General features: G+C 62.7%; 16 protein-coding genes and 1 pseudogene. 4 read left to right on the forward strand and 13 right to left on the reverse strand.

Annotated elements, in window-relative coordinates:
- Positions 1-123 precede the first annotated feature (123 nt).
- Both X760_RS78005 and X760_RS78010 read left to right on the forward strand, forming a co-directional pair.
- A pseudogene (locus tag X760_RS78005) lies at positions 124-758 on the forward strand (PAS-domain containing protein); the annotation flags it as partial.
- On the forward strand, positions 738-2,114 hold the full coding sequence (locus X760_RS78010; RefSeq protein ID WP_348633230.1) for an EAL domain-containing protein: 1,377 nt from the start codon (positions 738-740) through the stop codon (positions 2,112-2,114). The pseudogene X760_RS78005 and the gene X760_RS78010, both read left to right, overlap by 21 nt.
- 91 nt (positions 2,115-2,205) lie before the next feature.
- On the opposite strand, the gene X760_RS58045 is transcribed toward X760_RS78010, so the two are convergent.
- The 10 genes from X760_RS58045 to X760_RS58085 all read right to left on the reverse strand — a co-directional run bounded on the left by X760_RS58045 (position 2,206) and on the right by X760_RS58085 (position 12,823).
- Positions 2,206-2,478, reverse strand: coding sequence for a DUF3303 family protein (locus tag X760_RS58045; RefSeq protein WP_023719871.1), 273 nt, complete (start codon positions 2,476-2,478; stop codon positions 2,206-2,208).
- A gap of 22 nt (positions 2,479-2,500) precedes the next feature.
- Positions 2,501-3,964 carry a RimK family protein gene (locus tag X760_RS58050; RefSeq protein WP_023719872.1) on the reverse strand — a complete coding sequence of 488 codons (1,464 nt, stop codon included), beginning with the start codon at positions 3,962-3,964 and terminating at the stop codon, positions 2,501-2,503.
- A complete protein-coding gene (locus X760_RS58055) occupies positions 3,961-5,067 on the reverse strand; it encodes a peptidase C39 family protein (protein ID WP_023719873.1) in 1,107 nt (368 codons plus the stop codon). Before X760_RS58055 ends, X760_RS58050 begins: the two co-directional genes overlap by 4 nt.
- 208 nt (positions 5,068-5,275) lie before the next feature.
- Positions 5,276-6,070, reverse strand: coding sequence for an anti-sigma factor (locus X760_RS58060; protein ID WP_023719874.1), 795 nt, complete (start codon positions 6,068-6,070; stop codon positions 5,276-5,278).
- A complete protein-coding gene (locus X760_RS58065; protein WP_023719875.1) occupies positions 6,067-6,585 on the reverse strand; it encodes a sigma-70 family RNA polymerase sigma factor in 519 nt (172 codons plus the stop codon). Before X760_RS58065 ends, X760_RS58060 begins: the two co-directional genes overlap by 4 nt.
- A gap of 153 nt (positions 6,586-6,738) precedes the next feature.
- Complete coding sequence (locus X760_RS58070) at positions 6,739-9,462, reverse strand: DUF2339 domain-containing protein (protein WP_023719876.1); 2,724 nt, start codon at positions 9,460-9,462, stop codon at positions 6,739-6,741.
- Between the two features lie 84 nt (positions 9,463-9,546).
- Positions 9,547-9,723 (reverse strand): hypothetical protein, encoded by a 177-nt coding sequence (locus X760_RS74885; RefSeq protein WP_023719877.1) that lies wholly within the window; start codon positions 9,721-9,723, stop codon positions 9,547-9,549.
- A 52-nt stretch (positions 9,724-9,775) separates the two neighbouring features.
- Positions 9,776-10,552 (reverse strand): DNA repair protein RecO, encoded by a 777-nt coding sequence (recO, locus tag X760_RS58075; RefSeq protein WP_023719878.1) that lies wholly within the window; start codon positions 10,550-10,552, stop codon positions 9,776-9,778.
- A gap of 116 nt (positions 10,553-10,668) precedes the next feature.
- Entirely contained in the window at positions 10,669-11,757 is a 1,089-nt protein-coding gene (locus tag X760_RS58080; RefSeq protein ID WP_023719879.1) for a porin, read from the reverse strand.
- A gap of 343 nt (positions 11,758-12,100) precedes the next feature.
- Entirely contained in the window at positions 12,101-12,823 is a 723-nt protein-coding gene (locus X760_RS58085; RefSeq protein WP_348633229.1) for a hypothetical protein, read from the reverse strand.
- 348 nt (positions 12,824-13,171) lie between these two features.
- On the opposite strand from X760_RS58085, the gene X760_RS58090 reads away from it, so the two are divergent.
- On the forward strand, positions 13,172-13,975 hold the full coding sequence (locus X760_RS58090) for a type II CAAX endopeptidase family protein (RefSeq protein WP_023719880.1): 804 nt from the start codon (positions 13,172-13,174) through the stop codon (positions 13,973-13,975).
- 105 nt (positions 13,976-14,080) lie between these two features.
- Positions 14,081-15,577 carry a winged helix-turn-helix domain-containing protein gene (locus X760_RS58095; RefSeq protein ID WP_023719881.1) on the forward strand — a complete coding sequence of 499 codons (1,497 nt, stop codon included), beginning with the start codon at positions 14,081-14,083 and terminating at the stop codon, positions 15,575-15,577.
- Positions 15,578-15,625: 48 nt separating this feature from the next.
- Here X760_RS58095 and era read toward each other — a convergent pair whose 3' ends face one another.
- From era to lepB, 3 genes are read right to left on the reverse strand one after another with little or no spacing between them, the layout of a single operon-like run.
- The gene (gene era, locus X760_RS58100) at positions 15,626-16,552 is read right to left on the reverse strand and encodes a GTPase Era (protein ID WP_023719882.1); all 927 of its coding nucleotides are present in this window, start codon (positions 16,550-16,552) and stop codon (positions 15,626-15,628) included.
- Positions 16,549-17,274: a ribonuclease III gene (rnc, locus tag X760_RS58105; protein WP_031194250.1), complete on the reverse strand. Its 726-nt coding sequence runs from the start codon at positions 17,272-17,274 to the stop codon at positions 16,549-16,551. The genes era and rnc overlap by 4 nt, the downstream gene beginning before the upstream one ends.
- A 4-nt stretch (positions 17,275-17,278) precedes the next feature.
- On the reverse strand, positions 17,279-18,028 hold the full coding sequence (lepB, locus tag X760_RS58110) for a signal peptidase I (RefSeq protein WP_023719884.1): 750 nt from the start codon (positions 18,026-18,028) through the stop codon (positions 17,279-17,281).
- Positions 18,029-18,044: the final 16 nt, after the last annotated feature.

Here is an 18,044-nt window from a genome sequence, read left to right on the forward strand (position 1 = left end):
GGTTCGCCCGTCCGCCGACGACGGGTCAAAGGCGTTGGTCTGCCGCAACGGATTGAAGACGAGCTGCGCGAACAGAACGAGCGTTTTTCGGCAGCGGTCGAGAACATGTCGCATGGCCTGTGCATGTTCGATGCCGATGAACGGATGATCATCTGCAATAGGAACTACATCAGTATCTTTCGCCTCGACGCCGAAGTGGTACGGCCCGGCATCCGGTTTTTCGACATCCTCCAGCACAGCGTGGACATCGGCATCGCCTCGCAAAGCGCTGAGCAACTCTATGCCATTCGCAAGCCCTATATCGACCAGGCAAAACCTTCCACCTATGAGGAAACGCTTGCAGACGGGCGTATCGTCAACATTTCGCACCGGCCGCTGGCGTCGGGCGGTTGGGTATCGATCTACGAGGATATCACCGAGCAACGGCGCGCCGAGCAGGAGTTGAAGGAGCAGCACCGCCGTTTCGACGCGGCACTTGCCAACATGTCGCAAGGACTTTTGATGTACGACGCGGACGGCAAGCTGATCGTGCGCAACGAACGTTTTCTGGAACTTTACCATGTCAGGCCGGCCGACCTCCCGCTTGGCATGAGCCACCGTGATGCCTTTAAGCGGCTGCTGGAACTGGGCATTTACACAAAGCTCGACCCCGACAGCGAAATTTCGCAAATCGAAGCCTGCCTGCGGGCGGGCAAAACACACTAACGCATCGCCATCTTGCCGATGGCAGAACGCTGCTGGTTGCACGCCGGCCGATGAGCGGCGGCGGCTGGGTCGCGACATTCGACGACGTGACCGAGCGCAGGCGCGTGGAAGAGCGCATGACCCACCTTGCGCATCACGACACACTGACCAACCTGCCCAATCGCTCGATGCTTCGCGAACGGCTCGACCAAGCCCTTAGCGAGACGAAAGACGGATCGCTGGCGATATTCTCGCTCGACCTCGATCACTTCAAGGCGGTCAACGATACTTGGGGCCACCCTTCCGGCGACTGGCTGCTGAAATGCGTGGCCGAACGGCTGCAACGGTGCCTGCGCAATGAAACGGACGTTGTCGCTCGCTTCGGCGGCGACGAATTCGTCATAATCCAGTTCAATCTCAAAAGCCCGGGCGATGCGGAAAAACTGGCCAAACGCATCGTCGAGATCATCGGAAAGCCGTTTCGCGACAAGCGACACGACATGCGCGTCGGCATCAGTGTTGGCATCGCGCTGTTTCCGAATGACGGCAAGGACACCGACACTTTGCTGAAAAACGCCGATATGGCGCTCTATCGGGCAAAGAGCGAAGGGCGCAACCTCTACCGTTTCTTCGAACCAGCCATGGATGCGATGGTGCGCGCGCGCCGGGCGCTCGAAATCGATCTCAGGGCGGCGTTGTCGCGCCGGGAATTCGAGCTGGATTTCCAGCCGATCATGAACATCGCCTCCGGCGAAATCGTCGGTGCCGAAGCCTTGATGCGCTGGCGTTCGCCAGTGCGCGGCCTGGTGCGTCCGGACGACTTCATTCCGGCCGCCGAGGAGACCGGGCTGATCGTGCCGCTTGGAGAATGGGCGCTGCGGAAAGCCTGCACGACCGCGGCAGGCTGGGCGCCTTTGCGCATCGCAGTCAATGTCTCCGCCGTGCAGATCAAAAGCGGCACCTTTGCCCGCAGCGTCATCTCGGCGCTGGCGTTCTCGGGCGTGCCGGCCAACCGGCTTGAACTGGAAATCACCGAAACGGTGCTGATGGACGAGAGCGATCTGGTGCTCAAGACACTGAGGCAGCTGCGCGATCTGGGTGTCCGCATAGCGCTGGACGATTTCGGCACCGGCTATTCCTCGCTCGGCTACCTCAGGCGCTTTCCCGTCGACAAGATCAAGATCGATCGCTCTTTCACCCGTGACATCGACAGTCGCGATACCGCGGCGATCGTGCGCACCATCATCGGGCTTGGCGCACAGCTGGGCATCACCGTCACCGCCGAGGGTGTCGAGACCGAAGCGCAGCTTGAATTCCTGCAAAAGGAGGGCTGCGTCGAGGCCCAGGGCTATTTGATCGGCGTGCCATCGAAAGCGTCGGACATCAACCGGCTGCTGAAGTCGAACGCGACGATCAGGCAATCCGGCTAAGTGCGACAGCCGGGCGAGCCAGTCATCGGCTCAGCCTGGACATCTGCCATCAATACAATGTCTGGATATACCTCGTCGAAGCGCGCGCAGGTCAGAGATGTCCGCTCAACGCCTCCACCATATCCTTGTTCGTCGCCACGGGAACGATCTCGAATTCGACCAGATCCGCCCATTCGATGACCCACCGCTGCAGGAGTGTGACGTCATCGGCCTCCACCAGCAGGAAGCAGCGGCTCATATCCGCTGCGATCCAGCTGTGGTGCACGAGCAGCGCGTCCGGCTTCAGGCGGCCCTGGTCGCGGAAACGGCGGTAGATCTCCTTACGGTCGCAGCCGCGAAAATCCTCGGTTACGAAGAACAGCATCTTTTTCCCCTCAATTCGGATGTCATCGGCCCGGCCGGTCCAATCGCTCCAGGAACCACTGCGTCAGCCGCACCCAGACCTCGTCTTTTTCGCCGGAGTCTTCCCAGCCGTGGTCGAGGTTGGGGTTATCGTTGACCTCGATGACGAAGACGCCGTCCCTGGTCTCCTTGAGGTCGACTCCGTAGAGGCCGTCGCCGATGCAGCGCGCCGCGCTCACCGCCGTCTCGACGACATGGGCCGGCGCTTCCTTCAGGGTGAAGGTCTTGATGCCGCCCTGGTCGGGCTTGCCGTTGGCCTTATGATTGACGATCTGCCAATGCTTCTTGGCCATCAGATAATGGACGGCAAACAAGGGTTGGCCGCCGAGGACACCGACGCGCCAATCATATTCCGTCGGAATGAATTTTTGCGCGATCAGGAGGTCGGAATCCTCCAGCCATTCGGTTGCGAGCGTCTTTAACTCTTCGAAGGTGCCGCATTTCTTGACGCCGCGCGAAAACGAGGAGTCCGGGATCTTCAGCACCAGGGGGAAGCCCAGCGTCTGCGCCGCAACTTCCAGATCCGAGATGCCGGCTATCATCACCGTCGGCGGCACCGGTACCTTGTTGTAGGTCATCAGCTCGTTGAGATAGACCTTGTTGGTGCAGCGGATCATCGACAGCGGATCGTCGATGACCGGCATGCCTTCCTGCTGGGCGCGGCGGGCAAAGCGGTAGGTGTGGTTGGAGATCGAGGTGGTCTCGCGGATGAACAGCGCGTCGTAGTTGGCGAGCTTGGCCAGATCCCGCTTGGTGATCGGCTCGATTTCGACGCCCATCTTTTCAGCGATCTTGGCCCAGTGGCGCAGCGACGAAATCTCCGACGGCGGCAGTTCCTCATGCGGATCGACCAGCGTGGCGAAAGTGTAGCGCGCCGGCGTGCGGCCCTTGGTGTCGCGCCACTCGCGGTTGGTGTAGGTCTCCAGGCACTGGAGAAAGTGCGTTTCCTCGTCCTCGGTCATCCTGGCCAGGGGATGGAAGCCAATTTTGCGGATCGAGGCCCATTCGGCGCTGTCCCTGATGTGGACCTCGAGCGCCGGGGCACGAAACCAGTCGAACAGCAGCTTGGCGAAGCGGTCCCAGATCCTGGACGGTCCTATGCCGAAGAAAATGCAGACCTTCTGCGGGAAAGCGCCGCCCAAATCCTTGCGGCACTTGTTGAGTGCGAGTTCGAGTTCCGGCAACGCATGCTCATAGAGCTTGCGCTCCGACAGGTCGATCATCGTTTCGACCGTCGGGATGACCTTGTGGCCGCGCGAACCGGCGAGCAGCGAGGCGTAATACCCGCGGCTCTGGTAGCCGTAATTGTTCGATAGGTTGATGACCTTCGGCCGCTGCCCGCGAAACAGTGCCGGATGGGCAAGGTAGTCGCGATTGGTGATAATCTTGTGCGGCGTCGCCACCTGGTCGAGATCGTTCTGCCGGCCGGTAAGGATGACCCAGGTCATTGGCTGTCGCGCTTTCCGAGAGTGATGGCGGCGCGCAATCCGTCGCGGCCGAATTGCGCCATGTTCATGAAGATGCCGTAAGGCACGGGAATGTTGGCAGCATCGAGGATCGTCTCCTGCCGCTCGTCCTCGACCCAGGGGTCGTGGATCAGGATATGATCGCCATCGTCACCAATGGCCAATACCCAGTGCGGAACCTTCTTGCCGAACATCAGGAAGCCGCTGATCAGGACCAGTACCAGTTTTCCCTCTGCGATCGCGGTGCGAATGTCGTCAAGCCCGAATGAACGGTAATTCACCGGGATGCCGTAAAGTTCCGCGCGGCGGCGAAAGTCGACCTGCGCCAGCTCCATCACCCGGCGCTTGTCTTCGCTGCGCACCGACTGCAGGAAAAGCGCGCCATAGAAGGACACATAGATCTCAGCAGCAAGCCCGCTCTCATAGCCGGCGACGGCCAGCCCGAACGGCTCGCAGCCGCCGGGGCCGGACATCATGAAAACGGTCGTCGCCTCACGCCACAGCCGGATTTCCATCACCGGGTCCGGCACGAAGCCGGGGCCGAAGTAAGCCATCGCCATCATCAGGCAGCATGGTCCGCAAGTGAATTCGCAAGTCTGCTGATAAAACGGCACTTCGGTGGCGACCGGAATGTCGCCACGCAAGGTCTTTTCATAGCGCAGCGCCGTGGCGCCATCCTCGTAATAGTCCGGTTCGCGGCCGATCTTGCGGTAGCCGCTCCGCTCGTAGATCTGGATCGCGCGCGGGTTGTCCTCGCGGACTTCCAAACGAAGCATCATGCGGCCGTGCTCGAAAGCAGCGGTCTCGGCCTCTTCCAGCAGAAGGCGGCCAACGCCACGGCCGCCGAAAAATGGACCGACGGCGATCGAATAGAGCCGCGCGACGCCGCTGCCCTTGCGAAACAGCACGACTGCATAGCCGGCGACGCGGCCATCGCTTTCGCCAACCAGCAGTTCGGCGGTGTCGCGTTCGATCAGTTGGCGAAAGGAACGGCGAGAAATGCGGTCGCTCGAGAAAACAGCTTTTTCGATGGCGGCGAGGTCATCGACGTCGGACGCGCGGGCCTTGCGAATCTCGGCAGGCATGCGGGCTCAGAAAACCTCGATTGGGTTGTGGAAACGACCCTAGTCTAAACATCGGTCACACCAGCCGAAGTGCCAGCATTAAGCAAGCGCTATCGCACCTCGATTAGGGCCGAATTGTGACAGTTTTGACAGCAGGCAGGTCGCGCAAAGGCTTTGAGCGACCTCCGTGTTTCGGCATCGGCGCGGCTCCGGAAAAATGAGATCCTGCTCAGCTTTGCAAGGCCGCCAGAAGCTGGCCATAGGCGCTCTTGGCCACCGCGGCCAGCCGCTCGCGCGGCAGCGAGCCGACGACGGCGCAGCCATAACCCTTGTCCAGCCAGTAGATAGCCGCAGGACCATCTTCTTCCGACCCATAGGTGCCCTTGGCCTTGGCAGCCGATTCGGCGGTGACGAAGAGCGAAATGCGCGCGCCCTTGTCGTCCTCGTAAAGCAGCATCGCGGCCTTGCCCTGGCCGGCAGGCAGCAGCCGGCCACCGACCAGTTGGAATCCCTGCGCTGCCAGATCCGGCGCGACGAGCTTCAAACCCACCTGGTTCGACAACCAGCTCTGCAAATGATCCTTGTCGCTTGCCGGCACTTCCACCGCATGCCGCTTTTCGGCGGCATAGATGACGTGGGCGGCGATCGCTTCTTCGGCAAGCTGGTCCTCGGCCCTATTTTCCAGGCCGAGGCCGCCGATGCCGGCAAGATAGCCGCCAGCACCGCCAATCACCAGCATGGCGGCAGCGGCGACCGCAAGCCACCAACGCGAGCGCGACGGCGCCGCTCTGACCACCGACGCCTCGCCAAGCACCACCTTGTTCAGCCGCACCGGTACGGGTTCGTCCAGCACGCCGTTAAAGGCTGCGCGCAATGCTGCCCGGTCGGCGGCGTAGCGTGCACTCTTGGCCTTCATCTCGGCATTGGCCTCGAGCCATGCCTCATAGGCCGTCCGCTCGTCGCCCGGCAACTCGCCATCGAGAGCCATGTGGATGTCGCGTTCGGAGAAATCGCGCCGGCTCATTTCTCGACGATCCTTATCGAGCGGCGGCGCGCGGTATCATCCAGCAGCGCGCGCAGTTCCTCACGCCCGCGCGCGATGCGGGACATCAAGGTGCCGGCGGGAACCCCAAGGATGTTGGCGGCTTCGGCATAGGAAAACCCTTCGATGGCGACCATCACAAGTGCCGCGCGCCGGTCAGGGCTGATCGCCTGCAGCGCGTCGACGATCTCGCGCGAGGCGATGCTCTCGACCTGCTCGGCGGGTGCTGCCTGCGCCTCGCTTGCCTCGAGCGGCAGCATCGCCGCCTCGCCGCGCCGGTTCACCTTGCGCATCTGGTCGATGAACAAATGATGCATGATCGTAAACAGCCACCTCCTGGGGCTTTCTCCTGTCTGCCAATTGTCGAGCCGCACAAGCGCCCGCTCGAGACAATCCTGGACGAGATCGTCGGCGGAATCGCGGTCGCGCAACAGCGAGCGTGCATAGCGGCGCAAACGCGGTATTTCACCAAGGATTGCTGCCTTCTTTTCGTCCATGACCGCTGGTTCTGGAGCCCCTGTCCGTGGTGATTGAACGCGCCTTTGCGGCGCGGCGCAAGCGGCCAGCGCGAAGCGGTCCGCCGCCCCGGTCACCCAAGCAACTGAATAACGCTGCCGATGCCAGCTTTATTCCCGGCCAAATTGAAATCGTCAGCTATTGCTCGTCTCGAGCTTTTCTTTCGCCGCCCTTGTCAGCAGCCGCTGATAAAACAAGCCGATGCCGATGAGCACCGCGCCGAGGCCGATGAAGGACAGCGCCCGCAACACGCCTTCCAGCTCCGACATATCGAAGACGAAGACCTTGAGCACGGCGACCGCGATCAGCGCCGCAGACGCTATGCGCAGCACCTGCGACTTCAGCCAGACACCGGCGGTGAGCAGCACCACGCCGATGGCCAACCAGAGCGCCGAATAGGTATAGGTCTCGACCTGGCCGAGGCCGCTCCACAGGCCGATGAACTCGCCCTTGAACAGCCTCCTGACCGACAGCGTGGCATAGACGAAGGCGAGCACCGCCGCCACAACCGCAAGCATGGCCGCATACCATTTCGGCCGCTTGTCGCGGGTATAGAGCGCCAGTGCGCCTGTCGCGACTGCCGGCAACAGATAGGCGAGGAACAGAAGGTTGAACACCGGAATGCCGCCGGTCGATTCATCCGTCAGCAGCGGGTTCAGCACCACAAAATGCCGGATGACGATGAAGGCGACCGAGAGCACCCCAGCAGCCATCGAGCCGTAACGTAGCACCGAGCTTGGCGAGCGCATGTCGATGGCGACCAGGATTGCACCGGCGCCGATGGCGATCAGCGTATAGATCGCCTGTTCGGCAAGTGTCATCGAGCCGCTGTCGATGACGCCACCATGCATGGCATGACGCACCAGCATGGCAACGGCGAGCAGAGCAAACAGCGCGGCGCCGGCCTCCATGGCGAGGCGCGGCCGGCCATTGGTTGTGCGGGCGAGTTGCCAGGCGGCAAAGCCGAAGGCGAGCGCCGGCACGCCATATCCGAGCAGCAGCCAGTTAAATACCGGTGTTTTCGACAGGAACTCGGCACCGACGATGGTCGGGTCGAAGGCGGCACGGCCGAGCACTGCGATCACCGCACCGACCGAAATCCAGCCAAGCACCGGATAGCTGCGCCAGCGCGTCGCCAGCGCCGGCACAACGGCGGCTGCTCCGAGCAGGATGGTTGTCCAGCCGGAACCAAAGGCCATATGCAACATCAGCAGGCCGGCAATCGCCGCGCCGGCGAGCGCGAAGGAGACGGCAGCGCCGCCGGTCAGCGGCGGCGCTTCGCCGCGCGCTATCCATTCGCCGCCGGCGACGAAGATCCCGACCAAAACGGCCGCTGCGGCCGCATAAGCAAGGTCACGGTCGAGATTGCCGAAGGTGAACCAGAGCGCCAGCAGGATGACCAGTGGCGCGACAGCGCTCCATGCCGCCCATGTGGCGGCGCGCAGCCAGCCAGGAGCCGCAAAACGGCGCGCTGCCCAAAAGCCGGCGCCGATGAAGACCAGGCCCAGCGCGATGCCGATCCTGAGCATCAAGGCATCAGACGCCGCAACCGGCACGCCATCGACACCGAGAGCGCCGCCCGAAAAATCGGCGGCGACCGTGGTCGGCGGAATGATGCCGAGATAGACCAGCACCGTCGCCAGCCCGGCGGCGTGCAGCAGTGCAAGCGCTCGCGGACGGTAGAGCGCTACCGCCACCAGGGCTACGATAAGGGCCGCGCCCTGCAGGGCATCGCCGGCGGCGGCAAAGACCGGATCGACGAACAGGGCCAGCGCTGAAAGAGCGTCGAAGAACCCCGGCGCGATCGACGGCCAGTCGAAGCCGGTGCCGGCGACCGCTTCGCTGCGACGGCCAAGCCACACGAAGGCGAGCACGGCCAGTGTCACCACGTCGATAAAGAGGATGACGGAAAGGTTCGTCCCCGGCGCTTCGGTCATGTAGAAGATGGTCCAGATGCCGGTGGCGACGAAGGCTGCGGCCATCAAGAGCCTCCAGTCGCGGATGCGGGCAATGACGCCGGTGGCGGCGAGCACGATCGCCAGATAGCCAAACAGCGCCCACGGATTGGGCGCCTGCGAGGCGACGAGTAGCGGCGTCACCATGGCGCCGAGCAGGCCTACGCCGGCCAGCGCCTGACCGTGGACCAGGCTTGCCGCGATCGTCGCCACCCCGATGGCGCCGAGCAGCGTGAAAGCGAGCGCCGGGCCGATGAAACCGTAAATGCTGTACGCGGCGTAGACGGTGCCGAAGAGGATGAAAGCGCCGGCCGCCGTCAGGATCGCCGGGATATAGGCACCGGCGGCACCTTGCACCGGCACCCTGAAGCCGGTGCGCCGGATGAACTCGCCGCCGGCGACCAGCACCAGCCCAAGTGCCGCCGCCATGGCAAGCCGCACGCGTGGCCCGAAAATGCCGGCCTCAATGGTGTAGCGGATCAGGAACAGGCCGCCCAGCGCCAACGCGATGCCACCAACCCATACCGCCCAGCGGGTACCGAGCGCCGTTTCGACGTCGGATTGGCGGGCGGCTTTCGCCGCTGCCGCCGGTTGCGCCGGCTCGGGTGCGGACGGCGCCGCGGTATCGGCTTCTGCCTCTGTGGCTGATGCGACCGCTGCGGTCTCGGCCCCTGGCGATGCGGCCATGTCGGCTGCCGCCGCCGGCGGGATTGCGCCATCCGCCGGTTTGCTGTCGTTTGCAGCCGGTTCCTTGGCTTGCGGCGGCAGGACAGGCGCGCCCGAAAGCACGAGGCTGCGCAACGCGCCAAGCTCGCGCTCGATCAGGCCGATACGGCGCTGCTGGCGTGAAATGATGACGAACAGCGCGATGATGGCGACGAGGCCAATCAGGCTTTCAAACATGGCGGTTCCCCCAAACCAGGCCAGTCGTCACTGACATTCAATGTTCAGTGACATTCAAATGCGGCGGCCAGACGGCCGGTCCATTCAACGTGCCGCCAGATTGGCCGCCGGAAAGATCGAGCACGTTTCGGTGCCGAAAGCCAGCAGCTTGCCATTGGCATCCTTCAGCGCCGCTTCCGAAACCGCCAGCGTGCGGCCCTTGTGCACCACTTTGCCCTCGCACACCACCTCGCCGGTCCCTGGTGTGATCGGCCGCGTCAAATAATGTCGAGGCCAAGCGGCGAAACCCGGCCGGGGTAGAGTTCCACTTCGCTCACCTGATGGCTTCGCCGACGGCGGTTTCCCCGGCGATTGCCTTGCCGCCCGCATAATGCTTGCGCAAGGCGGCGAGGAAGCCGGCGCGGGCGCCGGGTGGTTCGATACCGCGCGGCTCGTAGACATGGCGGGTCAAAAAGAAGCCGGTCAACCGGAAGGCGTCGTCGATCGCCGCCGGATCGGCGCGCAGGCCCGAACCGCGCTGCAGGAAGGCAGGCAGCGCCAGCATCTTGTCGCGCCACGGCGCGCCCGCCGCCCGCGACACGGCGCGGCCGGATTTCGGCGAGACGTAGGCAAGATCCTGCCTGGTGCCGGTCGCCGCACACTGGCTGAGATCGAGGCCGAAACCGAGTTCGTCGAGAACCAGCAGCTCGAAGCGGGCCACCAGCTCGCCGGCGGCATCGGCATCGTCGAGATGGGCGATCATGACCGCGAGCGTCTCATAGAGACCGCGATGGGCATCGCGCTCGGGCAGAAGACGCAAATGCGCGGCCATCGTCTGCAAGCCGTAAACGGCAACGGCGCTGTCCATCAGCCGGGCGGCGTTCATTTCGATGGCCTCGGCCTGGAAGGTGCCGAGATGTTCGTCGAGCCGCGCCCGCCACAACAGGTCGACGCGGTTGCCGGGCTGCAAGACCGGCTGCTGCTTGCGCGAACGGCCGCCGCGCACGAGACCGAGATGGCGGCCATGCGCACGTGTCATCACCTCGAGAATGGCGCTGGTTTCGCCATGCTTGCGGGTGCCGAGAATGATTCCCTCGTCGCGCCATTCCATGACCAGAGCTTGTCACCGGTTCGATGGCGAAATCAAGATGAGCGACTTATCCGCCGCCAAACCAAAACGGCCCGTAGCGTATCGCTACGGGCCGTTTTTGCGAGATCGTCGTTTGATCAGAACGAGCGCTGGAAGCGGAAGATGCCGCCGATTGCGTCGGCATCGTCGGCATCGAAATTGTCGTAATAATCGACTTCGGCGGTGATCGTGTAACCAGGAACGATGGTGTAGGCGACGTTGGCCGCAACGGCGAAGTCTTTGTCGTCGGTATAGGAGACCTGGGCGTTCAAAGAGGTCTTCTTGTTGACGGCATAGCTGCCGCCGCCCCAGACGGCAAAGTTGCCAGTCCACGGCTTGTAGAAGTTCTTTGCGACGTTGTCGTCGCTGCCGTAGCCCGCCATCACGAACAGGGTCAGGTCAGTAATCGGCTTGACGTCGAGGCGAGCTTTGCCGGCCCATTCTTCCGACGTGCTGTTATAGGCGCCGACGGCGGTGATCGCACCCCAGTCACCCTTGTATTTCACGCCGCCGACGACAAACGGAACGTAGCTGTCGATCGACTGGTCAGCGCCGGAGCCTGTTTCGACCGAGGCGACTGCCGTAAAGCCGTTACCGCCGTCGAAATAGTAACTGATCAGGTTGGTGTCCTTGGTGCCGTACGGGATGATGGTGTCCTGGACGACGTTGCCGGCGTAGCCGATGAACGAATCATAGACAGTTTCATCCTTGCCGACGCGGGAACCTCCAAGCTGGATCCAGGCGAAGTTCAGGGTAACCGCCTTGTTGTCCTGCACGCTGAAATCAACACCGCTCACGGTGTGTTTGGTATTGCCGAAGTTGAAACGGGTCTCGGTGTAGGTCTTCAACGTGCCGAGCTCGGTTTCCTGGCCGGTCCACGTCTTCAAATTGAAGCGGGCATTCTTGTTCCAGGTCTGCTGTTCGTCACCGTCCATAAGGTCGTGGGTCGTCGCGCCGTCGAAAACGCGGCCACCGTCGCCGAAGCTGGCGTCATAGCGGACATAGCCGCCGATGCGCAGGCAGGTTTCGGTGCCGGGGATATAGAAGTAGCCGGCGCCGTAGACGTCGCAGATCTTGACGTATTCAGCGGGTTCCGGCTCGGCGACCACAACAGCGTCGGCGGCGCGCGCGCCGGAGACCGCGACGAATGCCGCGGCTGAGCCGAGAAGAAGGCTCTTGATATTCATTTTCTGACCTCTCCAGTCAAAGTTAAAAATGGCTTTGGATTCATGGGTTGAACGGCTGAACGCCTCACCCACGTCGAAAAAGGCGCGCACCGCACCCCCTCTCCAGGCGGCGAACATACTCATCCGCATTCCAGTCTCAATGACGATTCCAAAAATAATCAATGTTTGTATAACAGAAGAAATCCATGTTGCACAAATATCACTTCATATTTTCTTCACGTTTGCTCCCGGCACAAACGAGACATTGTCACAATTGTACGAAACTATACTTATTCCATTAGCCGGCAAACCGGTCATAGTCCGGTTGACATTCCTTTTACGTGTTATTTTTTGGAATAGACTTCTAACGTTGGCGGCGAAAATCAAGCCAACTTCGCCATCGCTGCGTTCTGTGCGGCAAGAACGACTTCCGCCACCAGATCCTGTTTGAGCATTTCAATGGGAATACGTCCGGCAAGGCCGGGCGCGGGGCCGACCAGCCACGACCAGGCACGCCGCGGATCGGGCATCGCGGATAACACTTCGTTGATACCCGGAGCCGGCCTGCCGTCGACGAACTGCGCCAGAGGAATACATGTTTGCGGCCACCGGTGCGCAACGCAACGACCGTGCCGCTCCGCTGCCAGCGATGCAGGGTCGAGCGCGATATGCCGAGATTTTCCTGCAGGAAGGTCGACCCGGCGACCCGACCGGCCCAGTCCTCGACCCGCATCGCGTCGAGGTCGCCCGTTCCGGCCAGGGGTTGGATGTCTGCCCCTTGGCCTTCGTGCGCCGTCGACAGAGGCGTCCGGGTACGGCGTTCCGTCGCTTCGGCCGCCAATATCCGCACGAACCGCGACGCCATGCCGGGCAATCTTTCCTGCATGGTGTCGATCGCCCTGATGTCGGTCGGCGCAAGCAGGGCGACGGCGGCGGCAACGGCCCCGGCGACCCTGCCCGCTGCGACGACCGCATCGCTGTTCGTCACCTTGCCTTGCCGCGCCAGCACGCGCTCGATCTCAACAGCGACGGCGTTTGCAAACTCGATCTGACGGATGGGGTCGATGCGATTCCAAGTCCCGGTCATGTCCTAATCTGGCTGTTTGCCCGCCTGTTCCGGTTTGCTCGGAAGCGGGTCTTTCGCACAGCCTATAGGCAGGGTGTATGACGGAGAGACGACAAACGGGAACCACGCACGGTCGCAGTGTCGGCAGGTGCTCCAGCCGATCTAACTGACCAATTTTGCATGGAATATCGGAAATTTCTCAGAACCCGCTCAGGATTTCGGGTCGCGCCGGTGCCAATAAGAAACGGGTCGACCGACGTGGTCCACGCATAGCCTCCCGGAATGATTCGGCCGGCTGTAAAAAATGCAAGTCGACCGATTGGGCAGCCCGGCGACCTCTCATTGTCATCTGCCCGTGAGAGGACTGACATGACTTCGTTCCTGCACCTGGTGCGGCAGCATCAGTTGGCTGCCTTCTTTTCGTTGGCGCTTGCCCTGAGCTGGTTTGCCTTCATCCCGTTCTACCTGTCGAATGGCGATAGCATTCCCTGGTTTACCTTCGGCCCGATGGTCTCCGGATTCGTTGTCGCAGCCCTTTCCGGAGGCTGGGCTTCGGTCAAGGCCATTCTCGCTTCCGTGGTGAAGTGGCGGGTATCTCCGCTGTGGTATCTGGTGGCATTCGGCCTGCCATTCGGCACGCAGCTTGCCTCGATCCTGGTCAATCCGCTGTTCGGCTCGGCGACGCCGGTCTGGAGCAACATTCCTGCTGTCACTGAGATACTGCCGATCATCGCGCTGTATGCGGTCTTCAGCGGCCCGCTTGGCGAAGAGCCGGGATGGCGCGGCTTTGCGACACCGCGGCTGATGGCCAGCCATTCAGCGCTGGCCGGAAGCCTGATCCTCGGCGCGATCTGGGCAATCTGGCATTTTCCGCTCGGCCTGGTCGGCGATCTCAGCGTCTACGGCACGATCAACGTCGTGCTGGCGGCAGTGGTGTTCACCTGGCTCTATCAGAACACCGGCAGTGTGCTTCTCGCCATTCTCATGCATGTCACCCATCAGAACAGCGTGCGCTTCCTGGGCAAGGTGTTCATCGACGCCGACCATGTGCAGCAGCAATGGATCGGTGTTGCGATCTGGGCGGTGGCTGCCGTCGCCATCGTTGTCTTCTACGGTACCGAAAGCTTCGTCCGCAGGTCGGCAACGCAGCCCACCCTCGCTGGCACCGTCTAATTTGCGGCGCCCAAATCAAAAGCCGCTTTCGGCGGCGACAGACCTTGACCCAGCCCTCCAGCCGTAGGCCAATAAAGGCACGGCTTCAGGGAGCGGGCCGTCTCGATGGCGGGTTCGGCCACTGACCAGGTTTTTCAGTTTGGCGGTTTCACGCTCGATCTGGGCAAAGGTACGCTCGGCCGGGCCGAACAGCCGGCCTTCCTGCGGCCGAAAGCCTACGCATTGCTGACGCATCTCGCCCGCCATATCGGCCGTGTGGTGCCGAAGTCGGAACTGATGGATGCGGTCTGGCCGGGTGTTTTCGTCACCGAGGATTCGCTGACGCAGTTGATTCGCGAGATCCGCAAGGTGCTCGGCGAGGAAACTATACGGACCGTATCGAAGCGCGGCTACATGCTGATCCCTGAAATCGAACCGGTGCCCGAACCCGGCGCACAGCCGATCGTGGCGGTGCTCAGGTTCCGCAATGACAGCGCCGATCCGGCCGACGAAGCGATCGTCGACGGTATTGCCGAAGACATTATCAACGGCCTCGCCCGCTTCGACACGCTGACGGTCCTGGCGCGCAATTCGAGCTTCTCGTTTGCCTCATATTCGCCCAGTGAATGGCCTGTCGTGCGTTCGCGCATCGGCGCCGATTATCTCATCGAGGGTTCGGTGCGCCGGCACGCAGACAGCATCGTCTGTGCGGTCAATCTCGTTGACGCAGCCAGCGCTTCCCAGCTCTGGGGGGATCGCTACCAGGCCGATTACGCCGGGCTGTCCGCCATCCAGCAGGAGATCGTCGAAAAGATCGTCGGCCGGCTGGTGGTTCGGGTGAACAATGCCGGCCTGCAACGTGCCTCGCGGCAGCCGGTAGCCAGCCTCGCCGCCCATGAACTGGTGCTGCGCGGCGTCGCTTTGCTGCGCGATCCGGCGCAAAGCGAACTGAAAGAAGCGGCAGCGTTTTTCGAAGCGGCGATCGTCAGAGACCCGGCCTATGGCCTCGCTTACACCTATCTGGCGCTGTCGCATGTGCTTAACAGCGAATTCGGACCCACCAGCGACGCCGTTCTGACGAAGGCCCGCGACCTGGCCGGCCGGGGCATCGCATTGTCGCCGGACCAGGCAACGGCACACCGCATCCAGTCGCTGGTACGGCTCAATATGCGTGAGCACGAGGCGGCCGAGCATCACTTGCGCATCGCGCTCGAGCTCAATCCGGGCGACGCGGACTGTATCGAGCAGATGGGGCATCTGTTGACGATGCGCTGCCGGCCGCTCGACGCGCTCGCCTGGCTGGCACGCGCCATCCGCATCAACCCGCTGGACCCTCATTGGTATCAGTACGATCGCGCGCTCGCGCTATACATGCTGGGCGAATACCGCACGGCTGCCGAGGCGCTGGAGCTGGCGACGCGACCGAGGCCATGGATCCGCACCCGGCTTGCCGCCTGTTACGCTCAGCTGGGCGAGATGCAGGCGGCAAGGCGCCAGGCTGCGCTGATCAGCGCCGACGGCTCCAATCTCTCGCCGCTCGACTATGCAAGAACGGGCATCCCCTTCGAAAACGCCTCCGATGCCGAACATCTTGCCGACGGCGTGTCGCTGGCACTTGGGTAATCCTGAGGCGGCGGCCAACAGGCCGCTCGGCGGATCGCCCAAACAGGCTCAGTGCGGAAATTCGAGCCCCATTTCACGGTAGCGCTCGGGATCGTCGCCCCAGTTCTCGCGCACTTTGACGAACAGGAAGAGGTGCACCTTCTGCTCGAGTATGCCTGATATTTCCATGCGCGCGGCCTGGCCGATGGCGCGGATCGTCTCGCCCTTATGACCGAGCACGATCTTCTTCTGGCTGTCGCGCTCGACATAGATGGTCTGGTCGATGCGCACCGAGCCGTCCTTCTTCTCTTCCCATTTCTCGGTCTCGATGTGGGAGGAATAGGGCAGTTCCTGATGCAGCCTGAGATAGAGCTTTTCGCGGGTGATCTCGGCCGCGAGTTGGCGCATCGGCAGGTCAGAGATCTGGTCTTCCGGGTAGTACCAAGGTCCGGCCGGCAAGGTCTCGGCGAGATAGTCGAGCAGGTCCTTGCAGCCGGACCCGGTCAGCGCCGAAACCATGAAGGTGCGCTTGAACGGCACCCTTTCGTTGGCTGCCGCCGACAATGCCAGCAACGTCTCGTGCTTGACCCGATCGACCTTGTTGAGGATCAACACCATCGGCTGCCGGACATCCTTCAGCCGCTCGAGGATGGCGTCGGCATCGCCCCGGATGCCGCGCTCGGCATCGATCAAGAGCAGCACGATATCGGCGTCCTTGGCACCGCCCCAGGCTGTGGTCACCATCGCGGTGTCCAGCCGGCGCTTCGGCTTGAATATGCCCGGCGTGTCGACGAAGACGATCTGCGCGTTGTTGTGGGTGGCAATGCCGCGCACGATGGCGCGCGTGGTCTGCACCTTGTGCGTCACGATCGATACCTTGGCGCCGACCAATTGGTTGACCAGCGTCGATTTCCCGGCATTGGGCGCGCCGATCAGCGCGACGAAGCCGGAGCGGGTAGCGGGAGCTTCTGTTGCCGGAGCTTCGGTGGCGGTCATGCGGCACTCCCTTGATTGAGCCAGACGCCTTCCCGCTGCAGAAGTGCCGCGGCTGCCGCCTGCTCTGCCTCGCGCTTGGAGCGCCCGCTGCCGGTCGCTGGCGGATAGGCGCCGACCTTGACGCTGACGGTGAACAGCGGATCGTGGTCCGGTCCCTCGCGGCTGTCGATTATGTAAACCGGCACCGCGCCTGCCGCCTGATGCGCCCATTCCTGAAGTTCGGTCTTCGCATCGCGGCGGGCGGCGTCGATGGCTTGTGAGCGCGGTTGCCAGTACCTGTGGATGAAGGCACGGGCCGCTTCCAACCCGCCGTCGAGATAGAGCACGGCGATGAGCGATTCCAGTGCGTCGGCGCGCAGATTGACGCGCTTGCGCCCATCGAGGCCGCGTACGTCCGAACCGGCGCGAATGAGTTCCGGCAGGCCGATCTCCTCGGCGATTTCCGCCAGGGCCTCGGCGTTGACCAGGGCGTTCAATCTGAGCGACAGCTCACCCTCGGCAGCGTCGGGAAATGCCGCCAGCAGCATATCGGCAACGACAAGGCCGAGAACGCGGTCGCCCAGGAATTCGAAGCGTTCGTAGTCGATGCCGGCATGACTGCCGCGAGCGCTGGCATGGGTCAGCGCCCGCTGCAGGCGTTGGTGGTCGCCAAAACTGTGGCCGGTGCGCTCCTTGAGCGCCTCGGCGAGCGCATCGGCGGTCAGCCGTTTTGTCGCCGCCATGGTCCTAATTGACGAAATGGAACAGGCGCGAGGCGCGCATCTGCGACGGCCATTTCCAGATTTCGAGCGGGCTGGCGCTGCCGCCGATCGAGAAGAAGATGAGGTTGGCGCGGCCGACCAAATTCTCTTCCGGCACGAAGCCGACGGTGAAGCGGCTGTCGGACGAGTTGTCGCGATTGTCGCCCATCATGAAATAGTGACCGGGCGGCACCTTGAACTCTTTGGTGTTGTCGCCGATCGAAGCCTGTGTCAGGTCGAGCGTGTCGTAGGTGACGCCGTTCGGCAGCGTCTCGCGATAGACATCGACCGGCCCGTTCTCCTCGGTGATGTCGTGGTTGTCGATCTGCCCGACCTTGACGCGTGGCACAGCGACGTCGTTGATGAAGAGCTGGCCATCCTTGACCTGGATCTTGTCGCCCGGCAGGCCGACGACGCGCTTGATGTAGTCGACGGAAGGGTCCGGCGGAAACTTGAACACCACCACGTCGCCGCGCTTCGGCTCGGAGCCCCAGATGCGGCCCGAAAAGATGTTCGGCCCGAACGGCAGCGAGTAGCGGGAGAAGCCGTAAGACCATTTGGTGACGAAGAGATAGTCGCCTTCGAGCAAAGTCGGCCGCATCGAACCGGACGGGATCGAGAACGGCTGGAACAGGAGCGTGCGGATGACCAGCGCAAGCAGCAGGGCCTGGACGATGACGCTGACGGTTTCGCCAAGTCCGCCGGATTTCTTCTGGGTTTTTTCAGCCACGCTCATGTCGTCCTCGATTGTG

Origin of the sequence: Mesorhizobium sp. LSHC420B00, assembly GCF_000503055.1 — a bacterium.
Lineage (GTDB): Bacteria > Pseudomonadota > Alphaproteobacteria > Rhizobiales > Rhizobiaceae > Mesorhizobium.

Excerpts from the sequence above, each read along its gene's own strand:
- X760_RS58045 (WP_023719871.1), bottom strand. The coding sequence starts at position 2,478 with ATGCTGTTCTTCGTAACCGAGGATTTTCGCGGCTGCGACCGTAAGGAG.
- X760_RS58050 (WP_023719872.1), bottom strand. The coding sequence starts at position 3,964 with ATGACCTGGGTCATCCTTACCGGCCGGCAGAACGATCTCGACCAGGTG.
- X760_RS58055 (WP_023719873.1), bottom strand. The coding sequence starts at position 5,067 with ATGCCTGCCGAGATTCGCAAGGCCCGCGCGTCCGACGTCGATGACCTC.
- X760_RS58060 (WP_023719874.1), bottom strand. The coding sequence starts at position 6,070 with ATGAGCCGGCGCGATTTCTCCGAACGCGACATCCACATGGCTCTCGAT.
- X760_RS58065 (WP_023719875.1), bottom strand. The coding sequence starts at position 6,585 with ATGGACGAAAAGAAGGCAGCAATCCTTGGTGAAATACCGCGTTTGCGC.
- X760_RS58070 (WP_023719876.1), bottom strand. The coding sequence starts at position 9,462 with ATGTTTGAAAGCCTGATTGGCCTCGTCGCCATCATCGCGCTGTTCGTC.
- recO (WP_023719878.1), bottom strand. The coding sequence starts at position 10,552 with ATGGAATGGCGCGACGAGGGAATCATTCTCGGCACCCGCAAGCATGGC.
- X760_RS58080 (WP_023719879.1), bottom strand. The coding sequence starts at position 11,757 with ATGAATATCAAGAGCCTTCTTCTCGGCTCAGCCGCGGCATTCGTCGCG.
- X760_RS58085 (WP_348633229.1), bottom strand. The coding sequence starts at position 12,823 with ATGACCGGGACTTGGAATCGCATCGACCCCATCCGTCAGATCGAGTTT.
- X760_RS58090 (WP_023719880.1), top strand. The coding sequence starts at position 13,172 with ATGACTTCGTTCCTGCACCTGGTGCGGCAGCATCAGTTGGCTGCCTTC.
- X760_RS58095 (WP_023719881.1), top strand. The coding sequence starts at position 14,081 with ATGGCGGGTTCGGCCACTGACCAGGTTTTTCAGTTTGGCGGTTTCACG.
- era (WP_023719882.1), bottom strand. The coding sequence starts at position 16,552 with ATGACCGCCACCGAAGCTCCGGCAACAGAAGCTCCCGCTACCCGCTCC.
- rnc (WP_031194250.1), bottom strand. The coding sequence starts at position 17,274 with ATGGCGGCGACAAAACGGCTGACCGCCGATGCGCTCGCCGAGGCGCTC.
- lepB (WP_023719884.1), bottom strand. The coding sequence starts at position 18,028 with ATGAGCGTGGCTGAAAAAACCCAGAAGAAATCCGGCGGACTTGGCGAA.